Below are 13141 nucleotides of genomic sequence, written 5' to 3'. Positions count from 1 at the left end.
GCCCCTCATCAATACTTAGTTAAATATCTTTCTATTTCCCATGATGTGACAACACTTTTATATTCCTTCCACTCTAGCTCTTTAGCCTCTATGAACCTATTATAAATATGTCCACCTAATGCTTCTTTAATTAACTCATTGTTTTTAAGTTCCTTTACAGCCTCTCTTAAGGACTGTGGAAGTAAATTGAGACCTGCTTCAATTCTCTCTTCATCTGTTATTTCATATAAATTCTTATCAACAGGATCACAAGGCTTTAATCCTCTCTTTATACCATCAAGCCCTGCCTTAATAATAACAGCTATTGCTAAATATGGGTTACATGATGGATCTGGATTTCTAAGTTCTATTCTGGCATTTTTATCTAATCTTGATGGAACTCTAATTAAAGGGCTTCTATTTTTACATGACCATGATATATACATGGGTGCTTCATACCCAGATACTAACCTTTTATAACTATTAACATTAGGGTTTGTTACTGCACATATCGCCTTTGCATGTTCCATAATACCAGCTATAAATCCATAGGCTTCTTTTGATAGATTATATTTATCATCTTTATCGTAAAATACATTCTTTCCATCTTTATATAAATAAATATTGGTATGTAATCCAGAACCCGGTATGCCATATATTGGTTTAGGCATAAATGTTGCGTGTAAACCATGATTTTTTGCTATTTTCCTAACTACTTGTTTAAATGTAACTATCTTATCTGCTGCTCTTAATGCATAATCATATTTTAAATCTATTTCATGTTGTCCTGGTGCAACCTCATGATGAGATGCTTCAACATCGTATCCCATTCTATTTAGAGTTAAAACCATCTCTCTTCTAGCATTTTCTCCTAAATCAACTGGAGCCAAATCAAAATAACTAGCATCATCATGAGTTATTAATGTTGGTTTACCCATCTCATCTGTATTAAATAAAAAAAACTCACATTCAGGTCCTATTTTAACTGTATATCCCATTTCCTCCGCTTCTTTTAACACCTTCTTTAAAACATATCTCGGATCTCCTTCAAATGGCTTTCCATCTGAATCATATATATCACAAATAAATCGTGCCTCTTTACCAAAACTTGAATACCAAGGATACACTAAAAAAGTATCTAGATCAGGATAAAGATACATATCTGATTCTTCTATTCTAACAAATCCATCTATTGAAGATCCATCAAACACTATGTCATTATTTAATGCCCTCTCAAGTTCATTTACTGTGATTGCAACATTTTTCATTATTCCAAATATATCAGTAAATTGTAGATATATAAATTCTACATCTTCCTCTTTGATTATGTCTAATATTTCCATTTTATTCAATTCTATCATCCTCCTTAAATCTATTATAATATACATTAGAATAAAAAATATAGATATAAAATTAATTACTGTTAAATTTTTGTAAATAAAAAAGCTCAACGAATGGTTAAGTTAATCAATCCATCCATTGAGCTTTTTTAATAATTATCCAATCCATAATTCTAACACATATATTCAATATCTCTCTTTAACATTATATCTATAATTGTTTTATCGGCATTCTTCATTCCCTCTCGTGAAAAAACACCTAAATTCTTTATTGTAGCTTCAATGTCACATCCAACTATACCATTTCCACATGGAACACTTACTCCACGTACAGCAAGTATAGCAGCCTTATAGGCAGCAGATGCTGCTGTTGATAATTTTATAGCACATCCTGGTTTTGCTCCATCACATACCATTCCAGTAATATCTCCAACCATATTCTTTATCGTATTTTCAAACTCTTTATCTTTTCCCCCTAACAAGTAACAAATACCACATGCAGCACCAACTCCTGCAGCTACTCCACATCCACAAACACTAGATAGTCTTCCTGTGAATTGTTTTATATAAATTGTTGTTATATGTGATATTGCTAAAGCCTTTACCAAATCTTTATTATCTTTATTTAAATATTTTGCACAAACTGCTACAGGGATTATAGCTGTTATTCCATGATTACCCGAACCTGCACTACTCATAACAGGCATAAAACATCCAGCCATTCTTGCATCCGATGCTGCTGCTGTCATCATTATTATATTATTTTGAATATCATCAGAGAGAACTCCCTCTTCTATCATCCTTTTATATCTTTTTCCTATTTCCATACCATAATTATTATTTAATCCTTCTTGAGCTATTTTAAAGTTTACCTCTGCTCCCTCCAATAGAAATTCTAAGTCATCATATTCCATGTTTAATATTTCATTTATAAAATCCATTAACTTATACTTTCTTATATCATATGATTTATTAGCATTGTCAACTGCAACTTCTCTATTTTCAAATATAACTCTACCATTTGCTTCAAGATAAACAATATTTGAATGCTTATCTCTAATCTCACATACACCTAATCCTTTACTTGTTTCAACCTCAACCCTTATATAAAAGCGAGCCTTTGAATCATCAACCCCAATATTAACCCTATTTTCTTCTACTATCTTTTTAGCTAATTTTTCATGATTAGAATTTATATTCTTAAGCACTTGAAGTTTTAATCTAGAGTCTCCTCCAACTGCTCCAAGGGCTGCTGCAATATGAAGCCCCACATTTTTAGTACCTGGAATTCCAACAGCAAAAGCATTTTTAAATATGTTTGAACTTACAATAACATTTATTTTATTTATCTCACCATTTATTAAACTATAAGCTGAAGCTGATGCTAAAGCAACTGCTACAGGTTCAGTGCATCCTAACGCCAATACAACCTCTTGTTTTAATATATCCTTTATCATCTCTTTCATTATATTTACCTCCATAATAATTTTTCATTTTACTAATAACCTTAAAGCAAAAGATATGCCAAGTTTTTTAAAATAAAAAGACCTTTTAAAGTATCAAATTGATACTTTAAAAGGTCTATCATATAATATTTATCTTTATCAAACATTAATCTCAAATTGATACTTAAAGTATCAATTTGAGATTAATCTAAATCATATTCCTTTATTTTTCTAAACAAAGTTGCCCTACCTATTCCTAATGCCTTTGCAGCTTCATCTCTTGAATTAAATTTCTTTAATGCTTCCTTTATTAAAAGCTTTTCATGATATTTTAAATTAAATGTATTTATAGCGTTGTTATCTCCCTTTAATTTTTCAGGAAGCATATCATATGTTATAAAACATTCATTATACATATTAACTAGATATTCAATAACATTTTCTAATTCCCTTACATTACCTGGCCACTCATATTTTAAAAAAGCACTATAAACATCTTCATCAAATCCATATATTCTTTTATTAAATTTAATACAGAACTTATTTAATATATAATCCATTAATATTTTTATATCATCTCTTCTTTCCCTTAATGGAGGGATTTTAATAGGTATAACATTCAATCTATAATATAGATCCTGTCTAAACTCACCTTTTAATACCATATCCTCTAGGTTTTTATGAGTAGCTGCAATAATTCTTATATCTACACTTACCTGCCTATTACTTCCTATTCTTTCTATACATTTTTCTTGAAGCACCCTTAATAGTTTTACCTGAAGATGAAGAGGCATATCCCCTATCTCATCTAAAAACAATGTTCCTCCATTTGCTAATTCAAACTTACCTATTTTGCCTCCCTTTTTGGCTCCTGTAAAGGCTCCTTCTTCAAATCCAAACAGTTCACTTTCAAGTAAGGACTCAGGTATTGCTGCACAGTTTACTGCAATAAAAGGTTTATTCTTTCTTTTACTTTCATTATGTATAGCTCTTGCAAAAAGCTCTTTACCTGTACCACTTTCTCCAAGTATTAAAACTGTAGAGTCAGCCTTAGATGTTTTCTTTGCTATTTCAATAACCTTTAAAAATTTTTCAGACCTACCTATTATACCTTCAAAAGTCGTATTTATATTTATAAAAGTAACATCTCTTATTATTTTATTTATATCCTTCATACTTTTAAGGGATATTATTATACCTTGTGTTTTGTTATTATAAATTATTGGTTTTAGCGTTACTAAAAAATTTCTTTCGCCAATACCAAACTGCATGTTACGTTTTTCTCTTCCCTGCATTACATCGATATAAGTACTTTCATCTAAAATCTTTTCTATAAACTTTTTTATCTCGTCTTCATCAAAATTGTCATCTACAATTTTGTTTTTAAATAAAATATTTTGTTCTAAATCTAAAGCTATAATTCCTTCATCTATAGAATTAACAATTGTTTCAATTTGATTTATGAGAAGTTTTTGTTTTTCGCAAATATTAAGCTCTGAAATTTTAGTACTAAGCATATCGCTCATTTTATTTAAAAATTTAATAAGGTTTTCTTTATTTTTATTTAATTGCTGTTTTTGTTCTTCTTCTAAGGCAACTAAACCTATTACACCAACAACCCTATCATCTACAATAATTGGAGAGCAAACTTCAGCATATTCTATGCATTTTAACTTATTCTCGCATTCTCTACAAACCTCATCTATCCTTGGCTCATCAATGATTAATATCTTTTTTAATTCCATTGCTCGTCTAAAGGCTGACTTTTGAACTATCTTCTTACCAATTAAATCCTTGTACATTCCTGTAGCTGCAACTCTTACATTATTTGAGTCAACAATAGTAACATCAACACCTACAACGCTCTTGATTATTTCTGCTATATTTTGAGCATAATCCTTTATATCTTTAAGCTCCTTCATATCAATTCCTCTTTTAAAAGTGTTTCAAGTATCTTTATCACCTTTTCATTGCATATAGAATAATTTATTTCAAGTCCATTTCTTCTTCCCTTTATTATACCTTTATTTTTTAAAATACCTAAATGTTGTGAAACCGTTGATTGAGGAATATTTAAACATTCCTGCATTGTAGTAACATTTTTTTCTCCTTCAACATAAAGCCCTTTTAATATGCATAATCTAATAGGATGTCCTATGACCTTTAATATTTCCGCAGTTTCTTGAAAAATTTCATTAGTTAAATTGTTCATATATTCCACCTCTTCTAGATAATTATAATCTAATGTGTTATAATAAACTCAAAGGAGGGCTAAAGATGTTTAATCAAGAATTTTTAAATAAACTTAGAAACTTTATGATATTTATTGTAGTATACACTCTAATTTTTGTTTTGTTCTTTTCTACTCTATCTTATACACTACCCTTTGTAATAGGTATTATTGTTTCTTTAGTTTCCCTACCTATTGTAAAGTTCTTAAGATATAAACTTAAATTCAAAGAATCTTTATCTTCTCTAATTGCTGTAATTTTTGTATATACAATATTTATATTGATTTTAATTGGTATATTTACAAAGATAACATATGAGACAAAACAACTGATATCCTCTATACCTAAAATTAACACAATTATTCCATATATTCAAGAATACTTTGATAAATTGAGACTATATTATGATAATATTGATCCTTCTTTAGTACCAAAAATCGAAGAGCAAATTACAAAATTTGCATATTCCAGTTTAGATATTACGATAACAATTTTTAATAAGCTACTTTCACTAGTACTTAAACTGCCTGTAATGTTTTTGATATTATTCGTATCATTCTTATCATCCTACTTTTTTAGTAAAGATATGCTTAATTTTAAATCATCTATATTAAATATATTTACAACTGAAGGAAAAATAAAATTTACTCGATTTGTACATGAGTTAACAAAATCAATAACAAACTATTTTAAGGCCTACTCCTTCATAGTAACAATAACATTTTTAGAAACATTTATAGGCTTTACTATCTTAAGAATAAACTACGCTTTAATACTAAGTATTGTAGCTGCAATATTTGATGTTTTACCAATACTAGGAGTAGGAGCTGTATACCTTAGCGTTGCAATATATCATATAATTATAAAGAAATATATAGTTGCTATAGGATTATTGATTTTATACTTAATAGTAACTATAGTACGACAAATCCTTGAACCTAAACTGGTTTCTACTTCTTTAGGATTACATCCTGTAGCAGTTCTTGCTGCAATTTTTATTGGAATTAAAGCCTATGGATTTGTTGGTATGCTCTATTTAATTTTTCTAATGGTACTCTATAATATACTTAAAAAAATAAACATATTATAGGAATATAAAACCTCCCATTTGGATAAACTTACAATAAAGGAAAATGGGAGGTTTTATAATGCCTTTAGACAATAAAATTTATTTCTCCATAAATACAGATAAAATAAATGCAAGTTATATGTTATCATGTAAATTAACTGATTTGTTATTACAACATGATATTTACAATAAAAATCTCGTTATTTTCTGTATAGGTACAGATCGTTCTACAGGTGATTGTTTAGGACCTCTTGTAGGTTATAAACTAAGCAAACTATCCTTATCTAAAAACATAACAATATTAGGAACTTTAAACAATCCTGTTCATGCAAAAAATCTTGATGAAAACATTATTTATATCAAAGAGTCAATTCAAAATCCCTTTGTATTAGCTATCGACGCATCTTTAGGTAAAAGTGAAAATATAGGAAACATTAATTTACTTTTAGGTCCAGTTTATCCCGGAGCAGGTGTAAATAAAAAACTTCAGCCTATAGGTGATATAAGTATAACTGGTATTGTAAACACTTCTGGTTTTATGGAATACATTGTTTTACAGAATACTCGACTTAGTGTTGTAATGAAGATGGCTGAAGTTATAACTACTAGCATATATACATCCTTAAAACAAATATACAACTACAAAGTTGCAATAGATTAAAATAGAGGAGAATAAGTTCTGTTATTTATAGCATATAATATTTCTTTCATACTTTTATTATCAACGTTAATTAAAAGTGCTCCTGAATTAGGTGTTCTAACATGATTAGTTAAATTAGATAGACCTAATTCTTCATCTTTATAAATATAAACATCCGAAGGGATTCCTTCACTAAATTTATGAACGTTGTAACCTAAACTTTCTAAATTCAAAATTATCTCTTTTAAGTTATCTTGAACACTAATAATCATAAAAGCACCTCCTGTTTTTATTATTTCACAGGAGGTGCTTTATTATTACCTTAAAGCTTGATCTAGAGCTTGTTTTTCTTCATCGGATAAATCATATTTTGATATTCCATTTTCTATAGGCTTTGCAAAAGTTGTACATTCACTTCTACCAAACAAGCCAGTTAGAACTATACCATCATTATTTTCATCAAGAAGTGCAACAGAAAAACTTAAATCACTTCCAACATCATCAAATGCTCTGTATCTTACAATTCCAACTTTCTGTATACATTTTTTTAATCTACTGTCAACATCTTTTAAACTTTCATTTATTTGATTTACCTTTTCTACTGCACTATCTATATTTTCAGTATAACTCATAATTAATTCTTCTAAATTTTTATTGTTTCCCTTCATAAGCTTTCTATATCTTTTTTCTACTCTATTTAGTTCAATTCTATTTAAAACTTCTAAAAATAGTACAATTAATAATAAAACTAAAATTGTTATGTTAATTATAAATCCGTATTCTTGAAATAAACTCTTCAGCAATTCCATCATATCAACCCCTTTAATTTTATTTTATGTTTCACGTGAAACATTTCTATTGTAGATTAAATAAATCTAATATTCTTTGTAAATCTTCATCACTATAATATTCTATCTCAATTTTACCCTTTTTCTACCTTTATTAATGCTAACCTTAGTACCAAATATATTTTTTAATCTTTCTTCTATATCTTTTATATATATATCCTTAGTGTTACTTTTTTCTTTTTTATCCTTAATTACATTTATACTTTGTATTAGTTTTTCTGTCTGTCTTACATTTAAACCTTCATTTACAACTTTAATTGCAATCTCGTACTGTTTATCTTTATCATCAATACCTGCAATAATTTTACCATGCCCTTCAGTTATATCTTGATTTAATATCATATCAATTACCCTTTTGTCAAGCGACAAAAGTCTTAATGAGTTTGTTATAGCAGGTCTAGATTTTCCTAATCTATTTGCAAGTTCCTCTTGAGTTAAACCAAATTCATCTATTAATTTTTTATAGGCCAGAGCCTCTTCAATTGGATTTAAATCCTCTCTTTGTATGTTTTCAATTAATGATATTTCCATAGCCTCTTTTTCACTTATTTCTTTTTCAATAATAGGAACTTTTTTTAATCCAGCTAATCTTGCTGCCCTCCATCTTCTTTCTCCTGCTATGATCTTATAAAAATCCCCATCTTTTTTTACTATAATAGGTTGAATAATTCCATGTTCTTTTATTGATTGTGCTAATTGTTCAATCTTTTCATTATCAATATTTTTTCTTGGCTGTTCTTCATTTGGGAAAATATCATTTATATCTACCTCTTTTATACCTTCTGTTTCATTTTTCTCAACCTCTGGTATTAGTGCTCCTAATCCTCTGCCAAGCGCGCTCTTTTTAGCAGACATATCAATAACCTCCTTCATCATATTCTAAAAATTCCTTTGCAAGTTCCATATATGCTTCTGCACCTCTAGAATTTTTATCGTAAAGCATAATTGGTACACCATGACTTGGTGCTTCAGCTAGCTTTACATTCCTAGGTATTATAGTTGTATAAACTTTACCTTTAAAATACTTCTTTGCCTCCTCAACAACTTCTATAGATAGGTTAGTTCTACCATCAAACATACTCATTATAACGCCTTGTATCTCTAAATTTGGATTTAAACTTTTTTTCACAAGCTGAATTGTATTCATTAGCTGTCCTACTCCCTCTAGTGCATAAAACTCACATTGTATTGGTATAATCACACTATCTGCTGCAGTTAAAGCATTTATTGATAATAAGCCTAATGATGGAGGACAATCAATGAAAATATAGTCATACTCTTCTTTTATGGCGCTTAAAGCTTCCTTTAGTTTGCTTTCTCTATTTATTCTCGCAGTCAATTCTATTTCTGCCCCAGCAAGCTCAACATTAGCAGGTAGTAAGAATAAATTTTCATTTATTTCTAATACTGCTTTTCTTGCATCTACCCCCATAATAACATCATACATTGAAAATTCTAAATCATCCTTATTTACACCAAATCCACTTGTAGTATTTCCTTGAGGATCTATATCAACAGATAATACTTTCTTCCCAAAGCTTGCAAGATACGCTGCTAAGTTAATGCTAGTAGTTGTCTTACCTACACCACCTTTTTGATTAAATATCGCTATTATTTTTCCCATTAAATTTACACCCCCATGTATATTATACGATGTCATATAATATATTTTACAGTAAGAATGGATTTGTTTAAATAGATTTAGGAGGATTTTATGATTAAATTAATTATATCAACCTTTATAACTATATTCTTGGCTGAACTAGGAGATAAAACACAAATAGCTACAATGATGCTAGCAGCTAACTCTAAACAAAAAATAGTTATCTTCATAGGTTCAAGTTTAGCACTTATATGTTCTTCCCTTGTAGCAGTTTTATTAGGTGATAAACTAAATAGACTTATACCAGCTGAATATATACAAAAGGGGGCTGCAATAGCATTTATAACAGTAGGTATTCTGCTATTATTTAATAAAATATAAATGTGTACAAAAATTATTTTATAAATTAACCCCATGATGGATTTTTAGGTTAGGCTTATGAGTTTAAGCACTTAAAACCCACTTAAACTCATACTACCATTTCAAATCCTTTCATGGGGCTAATTTATTTATTCAGCTGTTTTTACCTTTTATTTTCAGAATTTTCTTTATTACACTTTTTGATCATCACTTTTTTGGTATCCTTACTACTATCTCTAAATACTCTTCTAATTCTTTTTGTTTATACTCAGCTTCTATTCCATTCTTTTCCATTATCTGCTTTATGGTATTTGTTATTATTTTAGGATTTATATTCCATTTATATTTATTTTTTGTATTTTTATCTTCTTTGTTGTTTTTTTGTAAGTCATTTAATATTTTGTCAATCAATTCCTCTGTCTTCTTAACTGTTAATCCTTTTTTTACCACTTCATCTATTACCTTTTTTTGTAACTCTTCGTCATCAAGTTTAAGTAATGCCCTTGCGTGTCTTTCTGTTAATCCTTCACTAATTAATTTGTTTTTAACTTCATCAGATAACTTCAAAAGTCTCAATTTATTAGCAATAGTAGACTGTTTTTTACCTATTTTAACTGCAAGTTCTTCTTGAGTAAATCCATGTTCTTTAATTAAGTTGTAGTATCCCTCAGCTTCTTCTATATAGTTTAGATCCTCTCTCTGAAGATTTTCAATTAATGCAAGAACAGCAGACTCAGTATCTGTAAGATTAACTACAATAGCAGGTATCTCTGTAAGTCCTGCAAGCTGTGAGGCTCTAAGTCTTCTTTCACCTGCAACTAACTCATACAAATTATCATTAATTCTTCTAACACTTATTGGCTGTAAAACTCCATATTCTCTTATAGATTCTGAAAGTTCAATTAGTGACTCTTGGTTAAATACCTTTCTTGGCTGATATATATTCTGTCTTATTTTATTTATTGGAATATTTATAATTTCTCTTTCAGCCTTCATTTCCACCATCCCTTTATAATAAATTACCTAAGAGGCTTTTTTTCTATCTGAGCAGGTTTTCTTGGGTATCTTTTATCGGTGCTCTTTATTTTATCGACTATAACCAAGTTATGTTTTATATCTTCACCTATAATTACTGTTTCTACAATACTATTTAGTTTTCCTCCTAATGTACCAATAGCATTTTTTGCCTCATTTACTTCTTCATAAGCTGAAGGCCCCTTAAGTGCAATAAATTTACCCCCAACCTTTACATATGGCATACAGTACTCTGTAAGAACCATCATATTTGCTACTGCTCTTGCTGTTGCTACATCGAATTTTTCTCTAAATTCCTCTTTCCTTGCCATATCCTCTGCCCTACCATGTACAGCAACTATTCCTTTTAATCCTAATTTATTTATTACATCATTTAAAAAATTAATTCTTTTATTTAATGAGTCTAAAAGCACCACTTCAATATTTTCATTAATTATCTTTACAGGAATACCAGGAAATCCTGCACCAGTTCCTACATCTATTAACTTTATTCCATCTTTAATACATTCACTTTTTACAATAGATATAGAATCTATAAAATGCTTTTTTATTATACCTTCATCATCTGTTATTGCAGTTAAATTTATTTTTTCATTCCATTCCTTAAGTAACTCCTTATATAGCATAAACTGTTCTATTTTTTTATCATCTAACTCAATACCGTAAAACTTTGCACCTTCATATAGAAGCTCTCTTAATTCCATATACTACTCTCCCTTTTTTCTTCTTAACTGTTCTAAATATATGAGTAAAACAGAAATATCTGCAGGAGATACACCTGATATTCTTGAAGCCTGACCTATATTTTGAGGTCTTATCTTTGAAAGTTTCTGTCTAGCCTCTATTCTTAATCCCTGTATATCATTATAATCTATATCTTCTGGTATTCTCTTTTGTTCTAACTTTTTAAATTGTTCAACCTGCTGCATTTGTTTTTGAATATATCCATCATATTTTATTTGATTTTCTACTTCCCTTGCAACATCAAATGGAATATCTGGCCTATCCTTATCTATCTCCTTTGTAGCCTCATAGCTTATTTCAGGTCTCTTTATTAAATCATAAAGATGTATTCCTGATTTTATCTCTGAACTGTTATTTCTTCTTAAGAAATCATTAACTTCTTCAGATGGAGGTAATACTATCTTCTTAACCCTTTCTATTTCTTGCTCAATTGCCTTTTTCCTTTTTAAATATCTTTGATATCTTTCTTCTGTAACAAGGCCTACCTTATATCCCTTTTCAGTAAGTCTTAAATCCGCATTATCCTGTCTTAAAAGCAATCTATATTCTGCTCTAGATGTCATCATTCTATATGGTTCATTTGTACCCTTAGTAACTAAATCATCAATTAATACACCTATATATGCATCTGATCTATCTAAAATTAAAGGTTCTTTATTTTTAACCTTTAATGCAGCATTTATACCAGCTATTATACCTTGGGCTGCAGCCTCTTCATATCCTGATGTTCCGTTAATTTGACCTGCAAAAAACAAACCTTCTATAAACTTAAGTTCAAGTGAAAGCTTAAGCTGTTGAGGATCTATGCAATCATACTCAATTGCATATGCAGTTCTCATTATTTCTGCATTTTCAAGCCCTGGGATTGATCTGTAAAATTTAATTTGAACATCCTCAGGCATAGAACTTGACATTCCCTGAATATACATTTCCTCTGTATTTTCTCCTTCAGGTTCAACAAATATTTGATGTCTTTCTTTATCAGGGAATTTAACAATCTTATCTTCAATTGAAGGACAGTATCTTGGTCCTACCCCTTCAATATCTCCTGTAAAAAGTGGTGATCTATGAAGGTTTTCTCTTATTATTTTATGAGTTTCTTCTGTTGTATAAGTTAAATAGCAAGGTATCTGAACCCTATCTATATTGTCTGACATGAATGAAAAAGGTATTACCCTTTCATCCCCTGGTTGAATTATCATTTTTGAAAAATCTATAGATCTTCTATTAATTCTTGCTGGAGTACCAGTTTTAAACCTTCTCAAAGAAATACCTAAAGCCTTTAAACTATCTGATAATTCGTTGGCAGGAAATAACCCGTTTGGACCTCCATTGTAGCTTACATCCCCAATTATAATTCTACTTTTTAGATAAGTACCTGTTGTAATTACAGCTGTTTTGCATTCAAAATAAGCTCCATTCTTTGTCTTTAATCCCACTATCCTATTATCCTTAACATCTAACTCTATTACTTCATCCTGCTTTAAAGTTAAATTTTCTTGTGTTTCTAGAACATGCTTCATATATTCTTGATATCTTTTTTTATCCGCTTGAGCTCTTAATGATTGAACAGCAGGTCCCTTTGCTGTATTAAGCATTCTAGACTGAAGATACGTATTATCTATAGCTATACCCATCTGTCCACCAAGTGCATCAACTTCCCTAACCAAATGTCCTTTTGCAGTACCTCCAATTGAAGGGTTGCATGGCATCATAGCAATACTGTCTAGATTTAAAGTAATACATAGAGTTTTACATCCCATTCTAGCTGCTGCAAGTGCCGCCTCACAACCTGCATGACCTGCACCAACAACTATAACATCATAACTTCCAGCAAAATACAAATA

Annotated in this window: 13 protein-coding genes and 1 pseudogene; 3 read left to right on the top strand and 11 right to left on the bottom strand. The window is 29.5% G+C overall.

Going from position 1 to position 13141, the window contains the following annotated elements:
* Nucleotides 1–8: 8 nt before the first annotated feature.
* From glnA to TCEL_RS10555, 4 genes are all read right to left on the bottom strand, one after another.
* Nucleotides 9–1340, bottom strand: coding sequence for a type I glutamate--ammonia ligase (gene glnA / locus TCEL_RS10570; protein ID WP_040684041.1), 1332 nt, complete (start codon nucleotides 1338–1340; stop codon nucleotides 9–11).
* 152 nt (nucleotides 1341–1492) lie between these two features.
* A complete protein-coding gene (locus TCEL_RS10565; RefSeq protein WP_018664156.1) occupies nucleotides 1493–2785 on the bottom strand; it encodes an L-cysteine desulfidase family protein in 1293 nt (430 codons plus the stop codon).
* A 182-nt stretch (nucleotides 2786–2967) separates the two neighbouring features.
* The gene (locus TCEL_RS10560) at nucleotides 2968–4686 is read right to left on the bottom strand and encodes a sigma-54-dependent Fis family transcriptional regulator (RefSeq protein ID WP_018664154.1); all 1719 of its coding nucleotides are present in this window, start codon (nucleotides 4684–4686) and stop codon (nucleotides 2968–2970) included.
* On the bottom strand, nucleotides 4683–4976 hold the full coding sequence (locus tag TCEL_RS10555) for an ArsR/SmtB family transcription factor (RefSeq protein WP_018664152.1): 294 nt from the start codon (nucleotides 4974–4976) through the stop codon (nucleotides 4683–4685). Before TCEL_RS10555 ends, TCEL_RS10560 begins: the two co-directional genes overlap by 4 nt.
* A gap of 65 nt (nucleotides 4977–5041) precedes the next feature.
* On the opposite strand from TCEL_RS10555, the gene ytvI reads away from it, so the two are divergent.
* A complete protein-coding gene (gene ytvI, locus TCEL_RS10550; protein WP_018664144.1) occupies nucleotides 5042–6085 on the top strand; it encodes a sporulation integral membrane protein YtvI in 1044 nt (347 codons plus the stop codon).
* 58 nt (nucleotides 6086–6143) lie between these two features.
* On the top strand, nucleotides 6144–6725 hold the full coding sequence (gene yyaC, locus TCEL_RS10545) for a spore protease YyaC (RefSeq protein ID WP_018664142.1): 582 nt from the start codon (nucleotides 6144–6146) through the stop codon (nucleotides 6723–6725).
* Here yyaC and TCEL_RS10540 read toward each other — a convergent pair.
* The 4 genes and pseudogenes from TCEL_RS10540 to TCEL_RS10525 form a co-directional block, all read right to left on the bottom strand.
* Entirely contained in the window at nucleotides 6722–6976 is a 255-nt protein-coding gene (locus TCEL_RS10540; RefSeq protein ID WP_018664140.1) for a YkuS family protein, read from the bottom strand. The genes yyaC and TCEL_RS10540 overlap by 4 nt on opposite strands.
* Nucleotides 6977–7021: 45 nt before the next feature.
* Nucleotides 7022–7513: a DUF4446 family protein gene (locus TCEL_RS10535; RefSeq protein ID WP_018664138.1), complete on the bottom strand. Its 492-nt coding sequence runs from the start codon at nucleotides 7511–7513 to the stop codon at nucleotides 7022–7024.
* A 46-nt stretch (nucleotides 7514–7559) separates the two neighbouring features.
* Nucleotides 7560–8407 (bottom strand): annotated as a pseudogene (locus TCEL_RS10530) (ParB/RepB/Spo0J family partition protein).
* Nucleotide 8408: 1 nt separating this feature from the next.
* Nucleotides 8409–9176, bottom strand: coding sequence for a ParA family protein (locus TCEL_RS10525; RefSeq protein WP_018664134.1), 768 nt, complete (start codon nucleotides 9174–9176; stop codon nucleotides 8409–8411).
* 90 nt (nucleotides 9177–9266) lie between these two features.
* On the opposite strand from TCEL_RS10525, the gene TCEL_RS10520 reads away from it, so the two are divergent.
* Nucleotides 9267–9536 carry a TMEM165/GDT1 family protein gene (locus TCEL_RS10520; RefSeq protein ID WP_018664131.1) on the top strand — a complete coding sequence of 90 codons (270 nt, stop codon included), beginning with the start codon at nucleotides 9267–9269 and terminating at the stop codon, nucleotides 9534–9536.
* Between the two features lie 186 nt (nucleotides 9537–9722).
* Here the strand turns inward: TCEL_RS10520 and noc are convergent, their stop codons facing one another.
* From noc to mnmG, 3 genes are read right to left on the bottom strand one after another with little or no spacing between them, the layout of a single operon-like run.
* Nucleotides 9723–10511, bottom strand: coding sequence for a nucleoid occlusion protein (gene noc / locus TCEL_RS10515; protein WP_018664129.1), 789 nt, complete (start codon nucleotides 10509–10511; stop codon nucleotides 9723–9725).
* A 23-nt stretch (nucleotides 10512–10534) separates the two neighbouring features.
* On the bottom strand, nucleotides 10535–11254 hold the full coding sequence (gene rsmG / locus TCEL_RS10510; protein ID WP_018664127.1) for a 16S rRNA (guanine(527)-N(7))-methyltransferase RsmG: 720 nt from the start codon (nucleotides 11252–11254) through the stop codon (nucleotides 10535–10537).
* 3 nt (nucleotides 11255–11257) lie between these two features.
* Complete coding sequence (mnmG, locus tag TCEL_RS10505; RefSeq protein WP_018664124.1) at nucleotides 11258–13138, bottom strand: tRNA uridine-5-carboxymethylaminomethyl(34) synthesis enzyme MnmG; 1881 nt, start codon at nucleotides 13136–13138, stop codon at nucleotides 11258–11260.
* Nucleotides 13139–13141 lie beyond the last annotated feature (3 nt).

Origin of the sequence: Thermobrachium celere DSM 8682, from assembly GCF_000430995.1 — a bacterium.
GTDB lineage: Bacteria > Bacillota > Clostridia > Clostridiales > Caloramatoraceae > Thermobrachium > Thermobrachium celere.
The sequence above is the reverse complement of the archived record's forward strand: the minus strand, read 5'-3'. Positions and strand labels throughout refer to the sequence as shown.

Coding starts and splice junctions, on each gene's coding strand:
- glnA (WP_040684041.1), bottom strand. CDS start 1,340: ATGATAGAATTGAATAAAATGGAAATATTAGACATAATCAAAGAGGAA.
- noc (WP_018664129.1), bottom strand. CDS start 10,511: ATGAAGGCTGAAAGAGAAATTATAAATATTCCAATAAATAAAATAAGA.
- rsmG (WP_018664127.1), bottom strand. CDS start 11,254: ATGGAATTAAGAGAGCTTCTATATGAAGGTGCAAAGTTTTACGGTATT.
- ytvI (WP_018664144.1), top strand. CDS start 5,042: ATGTTTAATCAAGAATTTTTAAATAAACTTAGAAACTTTATGATATTT.
- TCEL_RS10560 (WP_018664154.1), bottom strand. CDS start 4,686: ATGAAGGAGCTTAAAGATATAAAGGATTATGCTCAAAATATAGCAGAA.
- TCEL_RS10525 (WP_018664134.1), bottom strand. CDS start 9,176: ATGGGAAAAATAATAGCGATATTTAATCAAAAAGGTGGTGTAGGTAAG.
- TCEL_RS10535 (WP_018664138.1), bottom strand. CDS start 7,513: ATGGAATTGCTGAAGAGTTTATTTCAAGAATACGGATTTATAATTAAC.
- yyaC (WP_018664142.1), top strand. CDS start 6,144: ATGCCTTTAGACAATAAAATTTATTTCTCCATAAATACAGATAAAATA.
- TCEL_RS10555 (WP_018664152.1), bottom strand. CDS start 4,976: ATGAACAATTTAACTAATGAAATTTTTCAAGAAACTGCGGAAATATTA.
- TCEL_RS10520 (WP_018664131.1), top strand. CDS start 9,267: ATGATTAAATTAATTATATCAACCTTTATAACTATATTCTTGGCTGAA.
- TCEL_RS10565 (WP_018664156.1), bottom strand. CDS start 2,785: ATGAAAGAGATGATAAAGGATATATTAAAACAAGAGGTTGTATTGGCG.
- TCEL_RS10540 (WP_018664140.1), bottom strand. CDS start 6,976: ATGATTATTAGTGTTCAAGATAACTTAAAAGAGATAATTTTGAATTTA.